Raw genomic sequence first — 18,564 nt, forward strand, 5'->3', positions numbered from 1 at the left:
CCTACGCATATACCCAATAAAGGTTTTTTTTTATTTCTACAAATTTTTTTAAACTATCATTTAAATTATTTTTTTTTACAATTGACATTGCATAATCGAAAGACCCTGCTCCTGGAATAATTAAAATATTAGATTTATTTATTTCTTTACTATTATTTATAATTCTAAATTTTATACCGATATAGTCTAGACAGTACGACAATGATCTTAGATTTCCAATATTTAAATCTAGAATTGAAATCACTTATTTTATTTCAAACTTTGGTTGCCAATAATTTTTAACTTTGTAAAAAAGTTTTTTATTTGCCCATTTGTCAATTATTTTATCAAATGTTTTTTTATTAATCTGAAAATAATTAAGATAATCATTTAAATACATGTGAGGATATTGATTGTCGTATAACTTTATTAATTCAACTGCTTGTTGCCTTTTCATAGCCCCTCTTCTAATTTCTATAGCAGAATCTTGATTGCATCTCCCAAACCCAAACTTAAGATACATTAGATAAGTATGAAGGGCATAAAGTTTTTGGTCATTTTGAGCAAAATTAGAAAAGGTTCCCTCATTGCTTTCCGTATTTTCTTTCAAACCATAATGTTTTTTTGCAACTAAATAATTTCTATAGGGATCCCAATTTTCAAAATAGGAATAATGTGTGAGTTTTATTTTCTTAAGAGCATTGCTTTCTGGAAATGTAAAAAAAAATAGGTCAGAGTTATTAAAGGAATATTTACCTAAAATATCATTTGTTTTATTTTCTAAATATATTTTTTTAATATAATCAGCACTATAAAAAATTTTATCTTTTGTTAATGTGGTTCCGCCATACTCAAGCTCCCCATCCTCTCCATGAAAAATTAAATTTATATTGAACTGAGACGCAATTCTAATTACCCCAGTGTATATAGAAATCAACCAGCCATAATAAGGGAGGCCTGCATATTTAAATCCGTAAAAATTTAACCTTCTCATAGTTTCATAGGGTGGATTTATGGAGATCAAACCTGGACCGCTATCTGAAAAATTATTTAAATTTTCTATACCTAATTTTTGCGGCAATGCCGGATTTATAGTTACTGCAAGAGGGTTTAATTTTAATTTATTTTTTACCTGATGATAAACATAAGACCCGTCTTTTCCTCCGCTCACTGGAACTATGCAGTTATATATATTTTTTTTATTTTTGATCTCTTTTTTTATATAACTTTTAATTAAAGAAAGAGGTTTTTTCCAATTGTACTTAAATTTTTTTTTAGACCACTTACAAGCATTGCATATCCCATTTTTATCAAAAGAGATTCTTGGCCTTGTTGACATGGCTACGCAATTTTTGCAAAAAAAAACCTTGCTACTTTTCATAACTACTTGAACATCCTTATTTTTTTTTTATTCCTAAATCATTCCACTTTTCGTAAACGGGGAATGCCACCAATTTTTTGTTATTTTTTTTCATTTTCTTAAAAAAAAGAATCATATCTGTTTTTTGATTATTTTTAATAAATTTTAAACAATTTTTATTAAAAGCGTAAACTCCACAATTAATTTTTCTTATAATTTTAGGTTTTTCTTCAAATCCTTTAATTTTTATTCCTGAAACTTTTACTAAGCCATACTGTTCATTGCTGTTAAAAACTTTTATAGCCATAGCTGCAAAAGACTTATTAAAAATATGAAAATCTAAAAGATCTTTGTATTTAAAATCGGTAATTACATCTGCATTTGTAACAATAAAATTTTTAGAGATCTTTTTATTCAGAAGACTAAGTCCACCTGCCGTACCTAAAGGAGACGATTCATGAACATAAGAAATATTAACTCCTAATTTTTTTCCATCCTTAAAATATTTGATAATTTTTTCTTTCAAATGATGAACTATTATTACGAAATTTTCAAATCCCTCTTCTTTTGCTTTGATTACAATATGTTCTAAAATTGGCTTATTCCTAATCAATAACATCGGCTTGGGAATTTTTTTGGTGTATGGCATTAATCTTTTACCTTTACCGCCAGCAATTATAACAAATGTATTTTTAATTTTTTTAATTTTTTTGTTCTTTATTTTCAAATTTTAATAAATGCAAACCTACAACTTTTCTACTCACCACTACTGGTAAATGAAGAATTTGATTATCTTTCATAATTTGCGCTGCTCTTTGTTTGTTAATTGGATGCTGTGAAATTATAGAATTTTTTTTAATAATTTTATTAACCTTGTCCGATATTTTTAAACCTTTTAGAAATCCCCTTCTAATATCACCGTCTGTTATGGTACCTAAAAAAAAATTTTTTTTATTTACTATAATGCAAATTCTTAGAGCAGTTAAGTTTAAATTTTTTATGACGTCTTTTACCTTGCAGTTATCTTTTAATATTCCAAGTTTCCAATTTATAGCTGTCACTTTTCTATGCACCTCAACAACTCAAACGCTTCGGCGTACTTATTGTTAGATTCTGCACCTCTAATAACAGCAAGAGCATTGATGTTTTTTAAACTTCTAGGAAATGGATGTTTTTTAATTTCAGTTTTGTATATTTTTGCTATCTGTAATTTTTTTTTTATATAGCTGTCGATATTTACATAGTAATTTGGATCAAAGCCTTTTTTACTTATTTTTTTTAAACCATAGCCCGTTTCTGAAATAGTTTCATAACTTAAAATTTTATTTACAAAAGGGTACCTGAAAGATTTAGTTGTCGCAGAAACTGCTTTAAATATTTTTTGATGATCGGTATGTGCATCATTTACATGCGGAACAAACACTTCATTAGGTTTAAATTCATTAAAAGTTTTTGAAAACTTTTCAATTAAAAGCTTAAGTAAAACTTTATCTAATTCGCTTGATGAAAAATTTAATTCGAAAACTTTTGAAAATTTATATTTTTTCTTGACTAGGCTGATCTGCTTATTTCTTTTTTTTATTTCTTTAGTATTTGTTGAGCAAGTAACAATAAGCCAAGCCACTTTGTGACCTTGCTTAATTCTTTTTAAAATTGTACCACCAACACCCAGTGTTTCATCGTCAGGATGTGGGGAAATAATTATTGATCTCATTTTAAATACTCATTTAGCTTAAAAGATTTTTTTGGGTAAATATCAATAAGTTTTATTGCGTTTTCGCCTGTCCTTATAATTGGGTTTTTGCTTTTTAATAAAATAACTTTTCCAGGTTCTTCTTTTACTTTCGTTTTAATTATTTTAACAGACTTAACTTTAAAGTTTTTACCTCCGTAGGTAAACGATGCGTAACTATATGGTTTACTTAATGCATTTACCAATCTTTGTATACTTTTGGCAGACATTCTCCAGTCTATTTGGCCATCATTAAAGCTTCTTTTTCTTAAAAAAAATCCTTTGTTAAATTTTTTCTTCAATTCAGAATGGTTAAATTTTATTTTATTTTTATTCTTAATAATCTTTTTAATAACATCACTCACCTGTCCTTTTGCAACTAATTTTAATTTTTCATAGACGTAGCTTGAATTGTGACCACTCTTTAAAACAAAATTTTTTTGAGACAAAATTTTTCCTGTATCTGCAAACTTGGACATTACAAAAAAAGTGGGGCTAATTTTTTTTAAGCCTAAAATTATTGCCCATATAATAGGATGCCTTCCTTTGTACTTGTTAATATCTAAAGGGTGGTATCCGATAGAATAATATTTTGCTAAATTTAAAATTTTTTTACTTATAATATTGGACCAACCTATACAAAATATAAAATCAGGTTTTTTGCTTTTGATCCATGAGTACATTTCTTTATCACAATTATTTTTCCAAAAAATATAAGGAATATTTTTGGCTTTAGCCAAACCTGATAAATCAGAAAAATCTGCATTAAAAATATTTTTTTTTTTAGTACATATTCCGGTAATATTTACATTTTGATTTAGCAATTCAATTAATACTGTTTTTGAAAATTGAACACACCCTATAAATACAATATTAATTTTGTTCATAAAATTTTTCTTTATTTATATTGGTTAAATCTTTTTTTGATATTATCCTTAATATGTTATGAACTGTATTTTTTTTGTAGTATGGGTTTTTCAGATTCTTTAGCCTATCTTTAAATTTAGCACTTAATAATTTTTTTATTGATTTGGTAATCTCTTTGCTTACTGGAGCGCAATTGATGATAGATTTTGCTTGAATACGACCACCTTGCCTATTGCCTATATTTATAGTCCCAACTTTAAAAGAGGGTGCCTCAAGTATACCACTAGAAGAGTTTCCAACTACGCCCGCACAATGATTAAGTAAGCTATAATACATTTCCGTTCCTAAAGAGGCATAAAAATAAGCATTGTCATAATTTTTTACAAAACTTTTAATTAAATTAAAAATATTATTATGATTGACCTCAAGGTTTGGCGCTGTAAATACAAATTGCAAATTTTTAAATTTTTTAAGTGAATCTAGTAAATTTAAGAAATGAGATTTCGTATTAGAATTATTTAAAGTCAATGGGTGAAGTGTAATAAGTAAAGTTTTTTTTAATAGACTGATTCTTAGTTTTCTTTCCACCAAAGTTTTGCTCAGAAGATTCATTTCTTTTATATTTGAGGCTCCCAGACCACCAAAGCAAAAAATGTTTTTAGGCTGCTCGCCCATTTGCTCTAATTTTTTTTTGTACTGCTGATGTGATGTAAAGTGTAAAGATGCCAATTTAGTAATGGCATGCCTAATAGAATTATCTATTATTCCCTCTGTACTCTCTCCTCCGTGTATATGGATGATCGGAATATTGTATATCGTGGCTATACTTGCGATAGACAACATTTCAAATCTATCTCCAAGAATCACAACTGCATCAAAATGGTTTTCTTTAAATATTTTGTTAATTTCTTGACTAATTTTAACAAAAAAATTTGATATATCTTCTGGTTGATCATTTGTTAGATTGAGAGAAATTGACTTAAATATTTTTATTTTATCATTTTCAATTTCTTTATAGCTATCTCCAAATTTTTTTATGCCATGAGAACCACAAACTATCAATTTAGATGAAAATTTTTTAGATTCTTGTGATTGCCTTATTAGAGTTTTTAAAAGACCGTAATCGGCTCTAGTAGATGTTACAAAACAAATTTTTTTTTCTTTTTATATCTCTTCATCTTTACTGTAATTTTTTTTAGATTTTGTTCCTAAAACTTTATACCAATTTAATGGTGAAATTCCTTTTTTAGATCTCTTGGTCGTTAAATTTTTTTCTGAAAAAGAATCATTTTTTTTTATATTTTGAAACGCAACAATAGATTTTTTTACTACTGATTTGTTTTGCATTTCAATTTTAGAAATTTTCTTTTCATAGGGTCCTAGACTTTTTTCAATATTTCTTATGGAATCCACTAGTTGTTTCAATTCTTCAAAATTAAGACTTGATGAATGATCAGGACCAGTCATTTTTTTATCTAAGGTGAAGTGCTTTTCAATAACAGTAGCACCTAGGGCGACTGCTGCTACCGATGCCTCAATCCCAATTGTGTGATCGGAAAATCCAACGTTCAAATTAAAAAAATATTTTAAAAATACTATAGAGTTTAAATTAAGATCTAAAAAATTGGTAGGATATGCAGAGTGACAATAAAGCAAAGTGATATTTTTTTTATTCATTCCGGCTTTTAAAAGCTCTTTAATACTTAAATCAATTTCTTTGTTACTCGACATACCAGTAGAAAGTATAATCTTTTTTTTTATTTTACCCACCGCCTTTAGAAAAGGCAAATTACCTAGGTCAGTTGAGGAAATTTTAATAATTGGTAATTTTTTTTTTAAAAAATTCAGGCTTTTGAGATCAAAGGGTGTAGATAGATATTTAATTTTTTTTTTTTTACAATATTCAAAAAGTAAATTTTGTTTTTCGAAGCTTAGTTCTAGATTTTTTAATAGCTCATATTGAGTTTGTTGGTTTGCATTTTTTTTTTGATAATTTGCTAAATTTGTTTTTTTGGTTGTTATCTCACTAGCTATAAAAGATTGAAATTTTACATAATCAACTTTTGCTAACTTGGCTTTATCAATCAATTTTTTTGCAAGTATTATGTTACCGTTGTGGTTAACTCCTATTTCAGCGATAATAATGGTTTTTTTTTTCATTGTGATAGAGTTATTTTAGAAAACATTTTGATAAATGAACCCTCTTTAAGTTTAATGTTTTCTTTAATTACAGAACCTGATCCAATAAATGTATTTCTTTTAATATTGCAGTTTCCATTAATGATCACTCCCGTTGATACGTGTGTATTTTCTTCTAGTACAACATCATGTTCGACCAGAGACTGATTATTTACAATACAATAATCCTTAACAATTGAGTTTGTATTAATTACCACTTTATGAAAAATTTGAACTCCATCTCCAATTTTTATATTCTTTAATAAAACAGAATGCGGAGAAATTATTGAAGGTATTTTAAATTTTTTTTTTAACAATTTTGCAATAAACTTACCTCTATCTTGTAAATTTTTATAAAAAGTAATAGCTAGTGCAATGTTTTTGCAATGTTTAGACAATTTTTCTAAGTCATTGTCACTATATTTTATAGTGTATCCACAAATTTTTTTCCCTACCTCTTTTTTTAACCCAATTATACCAATTATTTTATATTTTTTAGTTGACTCTATTAAACCTATCAAAGACTTAGAATGACCACCAGCTCCATAAATTAAAATGTTTTTCATTTTATTTTAGTAAAAAAACACTGCCTGGTAAGCAAACAGTGCTTTTATATATCCTTACTGTGTTTCTTAATGACATTTTTTGACAATGTTTAAAAGGTAGCAAAAGATGCATTGGTTTCCAAAGAGATCTTAAAAAAAAATTTTGTGTGTGTGCGCTTTTAATAAGTCTTGTCAGGTTAATCTTTTTATTAGTTGCCGTGATTGTTGGTAGCCAATAATTGCTACTTAGTTTATTTATTGGCTCTAATAGTTTATATTGATTGTTTTTGAATATACTTTTGTAGTAAAGATAAATTAATTTTTTTTTACTTACAAAGTGTTGTAATTTTTTTAGTTGCGAAATTCCAAGTGCGGCATTTAAACTTGGCATTCTATAGTTGTACCCAACATCATCATGGGCAAATTCAAAAGGATGTTTTTTTTTGCAATTAGAAATATAGTGTAATGCCTTTTTATAATGTATTTGTTTTTTAAATATTATTGCCCCCCCACCTCCAGTTGATATTATTTTATTTCCATTAAAGCTTAAAATTCCAACTTCCCCGAAAGTTCCGAGTTTTTTATTTTTATAGGAAGATCCAATTGCTTCTGCGGCATCTTCAATTAAAACTATTTTATAGCGATTAAGTAACACCAAAAGCTTATCTATTTCACAGCAAAGACCATTTATATGAACTAAAACAAAAGCCTTTATATGTTTTTGAGTTTTTTTATTTATACATTTTTTATTTTTAATAATAGTTTTTTTCTTCAAATATGCTTCGAGCTTTTTCAAGTCTACGGAAAGCGTACTTTGCTCAATTTCATAAAAGTGAGGTTCACTATTGCAATATTTTATTGCATTGATTGTGGAGATGTAAGTCATTGATGGGGCTAAAACTTCATGATTATGGTTAATGCCCATTACTTTATATGCTATATGTAGCGCTGCTGTTCCATTAACCAATGATAAAGTTTTTTTCTCTCCCAGATATTTTCCCAGTTTTTTTTCAAATACAGAAGTATACTTTCCATAAGAAGATATTTCCTTAGATTTAAGTGCTGCCAAAACTGAAGTAATATCATCCTTCAATATATGAGGTTCATGTAAATAAATTTTTTTTTGTTTAAATTTTTTTTTAATATTTTTAATTAATTTTAAAAAATTTTTATTCATGTGTTGTATGTGTTGGAATTGTATTGTTTGAGATTATCCTCAACTTTAAACCAAGAAATTGTTTTTCTAATACCATCTTGAAAACCTCTCAAGCCAGCTTTGCTAGGTTTCCATTTCAAAAGTTTTTTGGCTTTCTTATTGCATCCTAACAATCTATTTACCTCACTGTTGCCTGGTCTAAATCTTTTTTTATCAAAAATTAATTTTAAATGTGGCTTACCAATTTCTCTTTTTACTATTTCTATTAACTCTTTAATTGAAGTTTCATAACCTGTTGAAATATTGATAGTTTCTCCTAAGATATTTTTTGCAGTTAAGGCACATATAAAGCCGTTGACTGTATCATCTACATAAGTGAAGTCTCTAAAAGATTTTATATTTCCAACTTTTATAAATTTTTTACTATTTAGAACCTGAGCTATAATAGAAGGAATGATTGCTCTTGCGGATTGTCTTGGACCATAGGCATTAAAGGGTCTCAAGACTGTTACTGGAAGATCGAAAGACTTAAAAAAAGATATGGCAATACTATCTGCCGAAACTTTTGTTGCCGCATATGGGGATTGTGGAGACAATGGGTGGGTCTCATCTATAGGTACGTACTGCGCACTTCCATAAACTTCACTAGTAGACGTTACAAATATTTTTTTTACTTTGTGTTTTCTTGATGCATTAAGAATATTTGTAGTTCCTTTTATATTTGTATCTAGAAATGAATTAAAAGAAACATAAGAATGAGGAATTGAAATTAGAGCAGCTAAATGGAACACGCAATCTATGTTTTTAAAATTTTCTAATAAAAAGTTTTCATCTCTAATATCGCCAAATATAATTTTTAGATTTTTATTATTTTTTAAATGATCAAGCCACCCTGCACTATTAAAAGAATTGTACAAAACCAAAGCTTTAACTTTGTGTCCTACATTAAGTAGTTTCTCAACAAGATGACTACCTATAAATCCTTCAGAACCAGTTACTAATATATTCATGTTTTAATAATTTTATTTAATTCTAAGCAGTTTACCATTTTCAACTTTAAATGCCTTATTAAAATATTTTAAATTAGAAAGTCTGTGAGTTACACAAATAATCATTTTCTTTTTATACCTATTAACCAAATTATTAAAAATAGTTTTTTCGGTTTTTTCATCCAGAGAGGATGTCGCTTCGTCTAGAACTAGAATATTAGACTTACCAATTATTGCCCTTGCAATTCCAATTCTTTGTTTTTGCCCAAAAGATATGTTTTTTCCATTCTCCAGAAGAGGAAAGTTTTCTTTTTGTTTTTTTGATTGAACAAGTGAATACAGGTCGCTATCTGAAAGGGCTGACATTAAGTCCGTGGGCTTAAAATCTTTAACGGATTTATCAAAATAAATATTATTTTTAATTGAACTTTCCAATATGAGAATGTCTTGAGGGACATAAGAAACCATATTATTAAAAAGATACAAAGGATAATTATCTCCATTAACCAATACCTTGCCTGATGATGGTGATACCAATCCTAAAATTAAATTAAGCAAAGTGCTTTTTCCAGATCCAGTTTCACCAACAATACAAATTTTGTCATTGCTTTCTATATCTATCGAAACATTACTTAACGTGAATTTTTTATTTTTATCAAATTTAAAATAAATATTTTTTATAGAGATTTTCTCTAATTTGGAACTTAAGTATTTTTCTTTAAATTTAAAATTTAATGGAATGGATTGAATTTCTTTAATTGATTTTAATGAGACAGATATAAATTTAATACTATTTATTGAGTTTACTATTCTAGTGAATGAAGGCATTAATCTTATAACACAAAGCAAAGTTATCCCAATCTGAAATTGAACATAATCTAAATCTTTTGAATCAAAATATAAGAACATGATAGCCGAAGATAAAAAGATTATAAGAATAAATTCTAATAAATTTTTACTTAACAAAACTATTAAGTTTCTTTTTAAATTTGCCTTCACTAGCGTATCTGAAATATTGGAAAAAATTTTATAAAAAAAGGTATTTAGTTTTTCAACTTTAATATAGTTGAGTAAACCAAAGGTTTCATTGATGACTCTAAGAAATCTCATTTGATATTCTTGTCTTACGGCTCCCGCAATTTTAATAATTTTTTTAAAATAACCGATATAAAAAAAACTGAATAATATTAAGATACAAATTATAGATAAATACAATTTGTAGTTTAGTGAAATTAAAACTATCGATATACTCAAAATAATTATCGAGTCTACGACAATATCTATAAAAAATTTTATTAGACTTATTAAGTTTGGTATCTCTCTGTCTAAATTTCTTACAATTGATGATGAATTGCCTTTTAAAAAAAATTTATAATTTACCTCTAGATATTTTTTAAAAACTCTCTGACTCAAACCCACATGAAGTTTTGCAAAAAAATTTTCTCTATATCTTACAATTAGTGCTAGTAACAAATTTTTTATTCCAAATGCAATAATGACAAAGGTACAGAGAGAAATTAAAATACTCTGAGTGTCTATAACTTTAAAATTTAAATAATTAAGTGTGTCTATGCTTATGTAGGTTTGGACTTTGGTCATTGTTAGCTCTGGAGAAATAATAAACCCGATTAGAGGCACTAAAGAGGTAATGCTAATTAATTCTAGTAATATTGTAAAAAAATAAAAAATAAAAATTTTTTTAATTCGTATTAATTCTTTTTCATTGAGTAAAAATAAAAAAGTTTTTAGGAATTTTTTAATTTTCATATATACTTGAATAGTACTTAATTGGTAATTTTATTATAGTAAAGGGATATGATATTTAAATCAAAAGCGAAAATACTACAACGTTTAAGAAATGATAAGATAAATGTACCTCATTTAGAAATTTATAATGTTTCAAAATATAAAAAAAATAAAAAAAAATACTTGATGATATAAGAAAAAAATTTAAAAAACTCCTTGCTGTTAGGTCTTCAAATGTATTTGAAGATAAAAACAAAACTAATGCAGGATTATTTTACTCATCTGTAAATATAAACCCAAAAAATAAAATCGAACTAGAAAAAGCGATTAACAAAACTATAGATTCATACAAAGGTTACGCCAATAAAAAAAATGAGTTTTTTATTCAAGAAATGGTTGATAATGTTTATGCCTCAGGGGTTTGCTTTACAAAAAATATTAACAATGGTCTTCCTCAATGGAAAATTAATTTTACTAAAAATAAAGACACAACATTAGTAACCTCTGGAAAGGGCATGGTGCAATCTATAAATTTTTTAGATTCCGAAAAAACGATTTTTAAAGAAAAAGTTTTTCATAAATTGTATTTGAAAATTAAAGAGATACAAAAAAAAATTCAGCACGAGGATATAGATGTAGAGTTTATAATTAATAAAAAATATAATATTTTTTTTGTACAAGTTAGAAAATTACCCTTAGTTAATTCAAAAAAACCCACTCCCAATGTAGTAAAGCTTTATGAAAAACTTGAAAAAAAAATAACAAAAAGAAAAGAAAAAAATTCTGATCTATATGGAAAAACTACATTTTTTGGTACAATGCCTGACTGGAATCCTGCGGAAATTCTAGGCACAAAGCCTAGACCTCTAGCTCTATCTTTATATCAAGAACTTATAACAAATCATATTTGGTCTTTGAGTAGAAATGAATATGGATACAAAGAACTTTTTGGACAACAATTGCTAACTACTTTTTATGGAATACCCTATGTTGATATTCGGGTTGACTTCAATTCATGGCTGCCCGAATCGCTTAACGAAAAACTGTCAAGGAAGTTAGTAAATTATTATCTAGATAAATTTAAAAGTGACATTAATAACCATGACAAAATAGAGTTTGAAATTATTTTTTCAAGCTTCAATTTTTTAAGCAAAAAAAAAATACCCCAATTACTTAAGGGAAAATTTCAAAAAAAAGAAATTGTACAGATTATTGAAGGATTAAAAGCTACTAATCAAAAAGCTTTTAATAATTTAAATAAGCAAGTTGTTCAAATTGAAAAATTAAAAAAAAAACAATCGATAGTTGAAAATCAAAACATATATTGGGTAGATAAAATTATTTCACAATTAAATAATTGCAAAAAATACGGGACTACATCTTTTGCTGGGCTAGCAAGATCTGCGTTTATTTCGGTTGATATGATAAACTCAATGGTAGTCGAAGGCATATTATCAGAAAAAGAAAAAAATAATTTTTTAAATAGTATAAAAACTATATCTTCTGAAATTAATCAGGCTCTTTATTTAGATAAAAAAAAATTTAAAAAAAATATGGACATTTAAGACCTGATACATACGAAATAACTTCTCCCAATTATAGAGATGGCTTTGATCTATATTTTAATAAAATAGAAAAAAACCACAAACAAAATAAAAAAAATTATTTTAAATTAAATTTCAAACAAGTTAGACAAGTAAATAGTTTTTTGAAAAAAAACAATTTTTCCATAAATTGTGGAGAATTGTTCTTGTTTTTTAAAAAGAGTATTGAGTTGAGAGAGTATTCAAAATTTGTTTTTACGAAAAGTATAGATCAGATATTTCAAAATCTAAAAAAATTTGGAAAAAGAAATAGAATCAAGGTTGATGATTTGTCCTATTTAACTATTCAAAATATTATAGATATTTATTACAATCTAGAATATAAAAGCATAAATAGAAATCTTAGTGACAAAATTAGCAACAACAAACAGAATTATATAGAGTTGTCTAATATAAATTTACCAGAAGTAATAATTGAAAAAAATGATATTTATTATTTTGAAGAAAAAAATACTAAAGTTAATTTTGTGGGAACGGATAAAGCTTCAGGTAAAGTTTTGCATCTAAGAAAAATGCATAAAACAACAAATTTATCAAAAAAAATTATATGCATTGAGAATGCCGATCCAGGTTATGATTTTCTTTTTTCAAAAAACATATCTGGTCTTATCACGAAATATGGAGGAGCAAATTCACACATGGCTATAAGATGTTACGAATTGGGAATACCAGCTGCAATCGGGGTTGGCAATTATTTATTTGAAGATATTATAAAGAAAAAATTTATTGATATAAATTGTGAAATAAAAAAAATTTTTTAATGATCATTAATATCATGCCCACCATCAGAAATTATTACAAAAATCAAATAGATTTATGTTTTGATAAAAAATTAATTTCTCTATTAAAGACAAATTACAAAGGGGCTACGATTAAATGCGTAAATTCATTAAATGAAGAAAAATTCGATCTTTTGGTGTTAACTGGAGGCAATACAGTTATAGGTTTAAGTAATAAGGAGAAAGATTTAGCCAGGAGTAAATTTGATAATTTTTACTACAAAAAAGCAATACAAAAACAAACTCCAATTATAGGCATTTGTCATGGCGCTCAATTTATAGCTAAAAAATTCAAAGGTGTGATCAAAAAAAATAAAAAAGTGGGAATGGAAAAAATAATTTTTTTTAATAATAAAGTAAAAAAAATAAAATTGTATCATGACTATTCTATAAAAAAAATTTCAAAAGACTTTGAAATTTTAGCCAAAACCTGTGATGGATACATTGAATCATTTAGCCATAAAAAAAAAAATATATGTGGAATAATGTGGCATCCGGAAAGAAATCAAACGCTTAATTTTATAGATAAAATTGTACTCAAATCATTATGCAGTTAGTTTTGTTAGCTGCTGGGAGAGGAGCAAGATTAAAATCCAAAACTAAAAAAATTCCAAAGTGTCTCGTCAAAGTTTCTGGAAAACCAATAATTAATTATAACAATCTTTTTTTTAAAAAATTCAAAAAAAAGATTGCAGTTATAGGATACAAGTCTCTTAAATTAAGAAAATATTTACAAGAGTATAATTTTTTACAAATATATAATAAAAAGTTTTTACAAACAAATATGGTTGAAAGTATGTTTCTTGCTAAAGAAAAAATTACTGAAAAAGAAATAGTTTTTGTATATTCAGATATTGTTTTTAAAAAAACTATTTTTGAAAACTTAAAAAGTAAGTATTCTTTTTTACTACTAAATACAAAATGGGAACAATTGTGGAAAAAAAGAATGGGAGATAAATTTACTGAAGATGCAGAAACAGTTGTGGTAAAGGGAAAGTTTATATCTTCAATTGGAGAGAAGATTAAAAAGGGAAGGGTGCCCCCATGTCAATATATGGGTATTTTTAAATTGATGAAGAAAGACTACCTAAAATTGTACAATTTTTACAAAACAATTAAAAATAAAAAAATCGATTTTACAAGTTTTATAAATCTTGCGATTAAAAAAGAAGTAATAAACATAAAATACAAACTTACATCTAAACTTTGGTTAGAGGTTGATAATTCAAAAGATATTAACATTGCAGAAAAATTTTTAACTGGTTTTTATAAATGGTAATTTGGATTGTTGGACTAGCAGGAAGTGGCAAAACTACCCTAGCAAAGGGAATAATAAAGAAATACAACAAGAATAAAATTGTTCATATTGATGGGGATAAATTCAGGGGACTCTTCGATAATGATCTGGGTCACTCTCTAAAGGATAGGGCCCGAAATGCAAGGCGAATAAGTAAATTTGTAGGCTTTCTTTCAAAGCAAAAAATAAATATTGTCGTTTCTGTGCTCAGTAATTTTCCTTTTTGGCTTAAATGGAATAGAAAAAATATAAAAAACTATTTTGAAATTTTTATAGATATTAATAAAGAATTACTATTTAAAAAAAATAAAAAAAAACTTTACAATAGTAAAAAAAGAAATGTTGTTGGAAAAGACATTAAATTTAACATACCAAAAAACTATGATATTAAATTTAAAAATACATTTAAAAAGAAAGATATAGTTAATTTTTTAAAATCACTTAATGTTAAATTCATAGATTAAAAAATAAAAAGATAAAATTGAAAAACTTAATTAAAAAGATAATTAAAAAAAATTATAAGCATTGTTTATTTTCAAATACGGAGTTTGAGAAGTATAAAAAAATAAAGATAAAATATAAAAAGGAAAAGCCAGCTGATAATTTAGTTGAAAAAAAAAAATTAGCTTGTTTGACGTAGAATCTTTTTTACTTAAAAAGAGAACAGGAAATGTTAACGGCACTGATAGAAAAAAAACATTTATACTGTATAAAAAATTTTCAGTAAATAATAAATTAAAAATTTTATATAATAAAAAATATAAAAAAAAACTGAAAAGGAAATAAATAAAAAAATTTATATATACCTAGGAATTCAAATAATTCTTATGAAAGAAATTAATAATTTGCAAAAACTTAATGCGATACTGAAGATTCTTGATATTTTATATATTCAAAAAGATCTATTTCTTAATGAATTTGAAATTAGTAACTTGAAGGTTTTGGAAAATTTTAAAAAAAAAACTATACAAAAATATATATAACATAATGAAATTTGGAATTATCACATCGGATTCAAAAAGATCGTTGAATTATTTAAGTTATCTAATCTTCAATCGAATGGAGCCAGAATTTATTTTGCACTGTGGTAGCAAAAACTTTCTTAAAAAAATTTTAAAAAAAAAGAAGCAAAAATTTTTTTTTCAAAAAAAATTAACTCCCCAATAACTGAGAAAATTCTAGCAAAATATAAGGATAATTATATAATTTTTGGGTGTGGGTTAGGTACAAAAATTACAAGTAAAGAGGTATTGAGAAGCAAAATTATACATGCTCATCCAGGATTACTTCCAGAGTTTAAGGGAAGTGCGGTTTTTTTTTATTCAATAATATTAAATAATTGCATAAAGATAAGTATTATACGCATGAATCACCTAATAGATGGTGGTAAATTATATGTAGTGAAGAAAATTAAATTTAAAGAAATTAATTTTAAAACTATAGATCTTGATATTGATCGACATAGAATTGAAATGATAACTAATTTTCTAAAATCTAAAAAAAAAATAATTGCAAAAAAGAAAGATAAATTTAATTCTTATTATATTCCCCACCCTGCTATCCGAAAACTATCCGAAAATATTTACTTAAAAAATAATTTAAAAAATTAAAAAGAAGTTTAATTACATTCGCTGTTTAAAGAATTTAAAAAAGTATTTTTTATATAAACAAATTTATTTCTTTTTTTTTATAAAAGTCCGTTGAAGAATTATAAGAAAATTTTAAGTTGTTAATAAAATTAGAATCTAAGTTTTCAAGATCTTTTTTACTTGAAAATGATTTTGAAAGGAGGGAGTAAGATTCCTCTGCAAATAAATTTAGTATTTCAAAATTGCATAAGGTATTGTGTTAAGGATTTTTAAATCTTTTATGTTATAGTTGAAATGCATAATTAATGAATTCAGGATATACTATTTTTTTTTAAAATATATGTGTATTCAATTTCTTTTTTATTATGATGGTCATTATTAGGCTTATAATTTGACAGATGTTTATAAAATAATCCATGTACTATTTGTATGAATTCATTTTTTATTTCGAGTCGATTTTTTTCGTTTAGAGTAGAAACCATTTTACTCAAAGGTTGAAAAAGTGGTCTCAACCCAAAATTCCAAATCTCAGGCATAATATCGCCGTAAATAGGCTCAATAGCAATTATTTCAACTTTCTTATTATTTTGAAAAATTTTGTAAATTTCATTAAATGATTTTAAAAATTTCCAACTATTGGATCTTCCAGCATCAATAATATTGGAAAAATTTTTACCAAAAATTTTTTGAATATACTTGCTTGACTTAAAGCTAAGAGCGGAATCATTTTTTATTTGCAAAACTATATGGCCGTTTTTTTTTGTGCAGTCTATAATTTGATTAATATGAAAGTCATAGTTTTTTACCCAATATGAGCTATTGCTATAAACATATCCAAACTTTTCATTATTAAATAAAAATTTATTGTTGTTATCTTGCTGATGAAGGTTTGTGTAAAAATTTAACTTAGATGCCTTTTTTAATAAGTTTTTTTTCCAGTCAATTCCATGCGTGTAATGAAGATGAGGTTTTTTTAAAATTTTAACAAAATAGTCTCTATTAAAGAAATCAAAATTATCAATTTTTCTGGCTGTTTCTTTTTGGTATTTTATACTTCTAAACATATCGGTTGTATTGCTAAGCAATCCACCAAATGTTAAAAATGAAAAAACACCATCCCCGCAAGAAATATCTAAGGTGCTATCCTTTTCATGGAAGTATTTTAAAGTTTTTCGGTATGATACTGATCTCAAATACAACATAAGAGCATTCTCGGGTCTTAACCAAAAAAAATTGAGTAGTTGATTAAATAATACTTTTTTTTCTTTATGCATTGCTTACCTTACAACTAAAGGTAATTTTTTTAAACTGATACTTGACAGCTCTAAAAATAGAAATATCAATATATTAAGTTTTGGCCTGCTAACATCGCTGGCAAGTAATTAAAAAATACCAATAAATTTATAATTTATGACCAAATAATAAAAAATTATCAGCTTGATGAAAATTTATTAACAAATTAGTATCTAATATGCAATATACAGTCTAAAAAATAAGGAAGCATGAATTTTTTTTTTGGTATAAATAATAATATCTTTAAATCAGAAATTCAGATTCCTTTGTTTCAAAATAAGTCCCCGAGACCAAGGAATTTAAAATTATTTAAGTCTTTTCCTCAAAATAAAAAATGGGTTATTGAAGAAATTAAAAATAAGAAAATTAATAAATATTTTTATATTTTGAAAGAGAGGGACATAAGCAGCAAGGATATTTACTTTTTAGCAGAAGATAGTGATGTGAATAATTTTGATAATAAGAAGTTAAAAAATTTTAATAATTTTACCAAAACTGTTCCTGCTTACAGAGCAAATTTAAAAATTTTCTTGAAAGACGGAGGTTTTTCTTCTTTTCAGTCAGAGTATCCTTTTTCAATGGTTGGCAAAAAAGGTACTATATTAAGTTCGATTAGCTCAATAGCAAATAAGAATGCTGATCAAAACTACATTTTAATTAGAAATATTTATGAAGATCCTATCGAAGAAAAATTTAACGGATATTTAGTTAATATTAAAACTAAAAAAATTGAAGAAAAATATGAGCTTAAAACGAATTTCACAAATATTGTTGAAATTAAAAATTATTCTATAAAACCCGAAATCTTCTTGGTGACAGATCTTTATTTGGGTATACCTATGTATGCTTCAATTCAAGGTGGATTTGTTTCTTTGGAGCACACCCACCCACCACACGAATATATCTTAAGCGAAAATAAATTTATTAAAGTAAGTGAATTAAAAAAAGAAATTAATGAAATTATTGCTTAAATTTTTAATAAATACAAATTTAGCCGTATTAATTAGGAATACGATTGGCTTAAGAGCTGTTAGTTTTAAATTAACTCCATCAAAAATACCCACCAGTGTTAGTGATGCTTTTTTATGGAGGACAGACAATGGATACAAAACAAAATTTAAGTATTCGAATATACTAGATTTGTTTTATAAAAAAAAAACACGTGGGTTGAGTTCCATATTTATTCTAAGAGCAACCAGTTATTAAAAATTGAGAAAATATCTAATTTAGATGTTTCGAATGAGTTTGAAATAACATCTAAATATTTGAGCAATATCGAAGATTATGGTGTATTTTATATTTATCATTTTTCAAAAAAAAAGCTGGAGGGTAAAGATGTAATAAGTAACAGATGTTATTTGGGCTATTCAAAAAATAAAAAATTACATTCATTTGTCCATGGAAATACATATGCAAGATCTACACAAATTTATGCATATAAAAAAAATTT

21 protein-coding genes (1 of these 21 only partly in view) are annotated in these 18,564 nt (G+C 25.8%); 8 read left to right on the forward strand and 13 right to left on the reverse strand.

Going from position 1 to position 18,564, the window contains the following annotated elements; all coding sequences use genetic code 11:
- Window position 1: 1 nt before the first annotated feature.
- Genes SAR11G3_RS06925 through SAR11G3_RS00545 form a run of 12 tightly spaced genes read right to left on the reverse strand, consistent with a single transcriptional unit; the run spans window position 2 to window position 10,573 of the window.
- Window positions 2-244: a hypothetical protein gene (locus tag SAR11G3_RS06925; protein ID WP_049775400.1), complete on the reverse strand. Its 243-nt coding sequence runs from the start codon at window positions 242-244 to the stop codon at window positions 2-4.
- Window positions 245-1,318, reverse strand: coding sequence for an N-acetyl sugar amidotransferase (locus tag SAR11G3_RS00495; RefSeq protein WP_202794997.1), 1,074 nt, complete (start codon window positions 1,316-1,318; stop codon window positions 245-247). It lies immediately after the preceding gene.
- 58 nt (window positions 1,319-1,376) lie between these two features.
- Window positions 1,377-2,066, reverse strand: a complete 690-nt coding sequence (locus tag SAR11G3_RS00500) for a sugar phosphate nucleotidyltransferase (protein WP_013694753.1) — start codon at window positions 2,064-2,066, stop codon at window positions 1,377-1,379.
- The gene (locus SAR11G3_RS00505) at window positions 2,041-2,400 is read right to left on the reverse strand and encodes a D-glycero-D-manno-heptose 1-phosphate guanosyltransferase (protein ID WP_013694754.1); all 360 of its coding nucleotides are present in this window, start codon (window positions 2,398-2,400) and stop codon (window positions 2,041-2,043) included. Before SAR11G3_RS00505 ends, SAR11G3_RS00500 begins: the two co-directional genes overlap by 26 nt.
- Window positions 2,397-3,053 carry a PIG-L deacetylase family protein gene (locus SAR11G3_RS00510; protein WP_013694755.1) on the reverse strand — a complete coding sequence of 219 codons (657 nt, stop codon included), beginning with the start codon at window positions 3,051-3,053 and terminating at the stop codon, window positions 2,397-2,399. Before SAR11G3_RS00510 ends, SAR11G3_RS00505 begins: the two co-directional genes overlap by 4 nt.
- Window positions 3,050-3,958: a formyltransferase family protein gene (locus SAR11G3_RS00515; protein WP_013694756.1), complete on the reverse strand. Its 909-nt coding sequence runs from the start codon at window positions 3,956-3,958 to the stop codon at window positions 3,050-3,052. The genes SAR11G3_RS00510 and SAR11G3_RS00515 overlap by 4 nt, the downstream gene beginning before the upstream one ends.
- The gene (neuC, locus tag SAR11G3_RS00520; protein WP_041862286.1) at window positions 3,945-5,090 is read right to left on the reverse strand and encodes a UDP-N-acetylglucosamine 2-epimerase; all 1,146 of its coding nucleotides are present in this window, start codon (window positions 5,088-5,090) and stop codon (window positions 3,945-3,947) included. The genes SAR11G3_RS00515 and neuC overlap by 14 nt, the downstream gene beginning before the upstream one ends.
- Window positions 5,091-5,102: 12 nt before the next feature.
- Window positions 5,103-6,098, reverse strand: a complete 996-nt coding sequence (gene neuB / locus SAR11G3_RS00525; protein WP_013694758.1) for an N-acetylneuraminate synthase — start codon at window positions 6,096-6,098, stop codon at window positions 5,103-5,105.
- Window positions 6,095-6,682 (reverse strand): PglD-related sugar-binding protein, encoded by a 588-nt coding sequence (locus SAR11G3_RS00530; protein ID WP_013694759.1) that lies wholly within the window; start codon window positions 6,680-6,682, stop codon window positions 6,095-6,097. Before SAR11G3_RS00530 ends, neuB begins: the two co-directional genes overlap by 4 nt.
- A 1-nt stretch (window position 6,683) precedes the next feature.
- Window positions 6,684-7,838, reverse strand: a complete 1,155-nt coding sequence (locus tag SAR11G3_RS00535; protein ID WP_013694760.1) for an aminotransferase class I/II-fold pyridoxal phosphate-dependent enzyme — start codon at window positions 7,836-7,838, stop codon at window positions 6,684-6,686.
- Window positions 7,835-8,827 carry a GDP-mannose 4,6-dehydratase gene (locus SAR11G3_RS00540; RefSeq protein WP_013694761.1) on the reverse strand — a complete coding sequence of 331 codons (993 nt, stop codon included), beginning with the start codon at window positions 8,825-8,827 and terminating at the stop codon, window positions 7,835-7,837. The genes SAR11G3_RS00535 and SAR11G3_RS00540 overlap by 4 nt, the downstream gene beginning before the upstream one ends.
- A gap of 12 nt (window positions 8,828-8,839) precedes the next feature.
- A complete protein-coding gene (locus SAR11G3_RS00545; protein ID WP_013694762.1) occupies window positions 8,840-10,573 on the reverse strand; it encodes an ATP-binding cassette domain-containing protein in 1,734 nt (577 codons plus the stop codon).
- Between the two features lie 371 nt (window positions 10,574-10,944).
- Between SAR11G3_RS00545 and SAR11G3_RS00550 the strand changes: the two genes are divergently transcribed.
- From SAR11G3_RS00550 to SAR11G3_RS00575, 6 genes are all read left to right on the forward strand, one after another.
- Complete coding sequence (locus SAR11G3_RS00550; protein WP_013694764.1) at window positions 10,945-12,117, forward strand: phosphoenolpyruvate synthase/pyruvate phosphate dikinase; 1,173 nt, start codon at window positions 10,945-10,947, stop codon at window positions 12,115-12,117.
- A gap of 143 nt (window positions 12,118-12,260) precedes the next feature.
- Complete coding sequence (locus SAR11G3_RS00555; RefSeq protein ID WP_041862287.1) at window positions 12,261-12,917, forward strand: PEP-utilizing enzyme; 657 nt, start codon at window positions 12,261-12,263, stop codon at window positions 12,915-12,917.
- On the forward strand, window positions 12,917-13,492 hold the full coding sequence (locus tag SAR11G3_RS00560) for a gamma-glutamyl-gamma-aminobutyrate hydrolase family protein (RefSeq protein WP_041862288.1): 576 nt from the start codon (window positions 12,917-12,919) through the stop codon (window positions 13,490-13,492). The genes SAR11G3_RS00555 and SAR11G3_RS00560 overlap by 1 nt, the downstream gene beginning before the upstream one ends.
- Window positions 13,483-14,214 carry a phosphocholine cytidylyltransferase family protein gene (locus SAR11G3_RS00565; protein WP_013694767.1) on the forward strand — a complete coding sequence of 244 codons (732 nt, stop codon included), beginning with the start codon at window positions 13,483-13,485 and terminating at the stop codon, window positions 14,212-14,214. Before SAR11G3_RS00560 ends, SAR11G3_RS00565 begins: the two co-directional genes overlap by 10 nt.
- Complete coding sequence (locus tag SAR11G3_RS00570) at window positions 14,208-14,696, forward strand: adenylyl-sulfate kinase (RefSeq protein WP_013694768.1); 489 nt, start codon at window positions 14,208-14,210, stop codon at window positions 14,694-14,696. The genes SAR11G3_RS00565 and SAR11G3_RS00570 overlap by 7 nt, the downstream gene beginning before the upstream one ends.
- Before the next feature lie 786 nt (window positions 14,697-15,482).
- Complete coding sequence (locus SAR11G3_RS00575) at window positions 15,483-15,842, forward strand: hypothetical protein (RefSeq protein WP_041862289.1); 360 nt, start codon at window positions 15,483-15,485, stop codon at window positions 15,840-15,842.
- Between the two features lie 290 nt (window positions 15,843-16,132).
- Here SAR11G3_RS00575 and SAR11G3_RS06930 read toward each other — a convergent pair whose 3' ends face one another.
- Entirely contained in the window at window positions 16,133-17,095 is a 963-nt protein-coding gene (locus tag SAR11G3_RS06930) for a methyltransferase domain-containing protein (RefSeq protein WP_013694774.1), read from the reverse strand.
- Between the two features lie 228 nt (window positions 17,096-17,323).
- On the opposite strand from SAR11G3_RS06930, the gene SAR11G3_RS00585 reads away from it, so the two are divergent.
- Window positions 17,324-18,085: a hypothetical protein gene (locus tag SAR11G3_RS00585; RefSeq protein ID WP_013694775.1), complete on the forward strand. Its 762-nt coding sequence runs from the start codon at window positions 17,324-17,326 to the stop codon at window positions 18,083-18,085.
- Between the two features lie 294 nt (window positions 18,086-18,379).
- On the forward strand, window positions 18,380-18,564 hold the 5' end (the start) of the coding sequence (locus SAR11G3_RS00595) for a hypothetical protein (protein ID WP_041862290.1). It continues 274 nt past the right edge of the window; 185 of the gene's 459 nt are visible here — the first part of the coding sequence; it begins with the start codon at window positions 18,380-18,382; its stop codon lies beyond the right edge, outside the window.

It is taken from the genome of Candidatus Pelagibacter sp. IMCC9063, from assembly GCF_000195085.1.
Classification (GTDB): Bacteria; Pseudomonadota; Alphaproteobacteria; order Pelagibacterales; family Pelagibacteraceae; genus IMCC9063.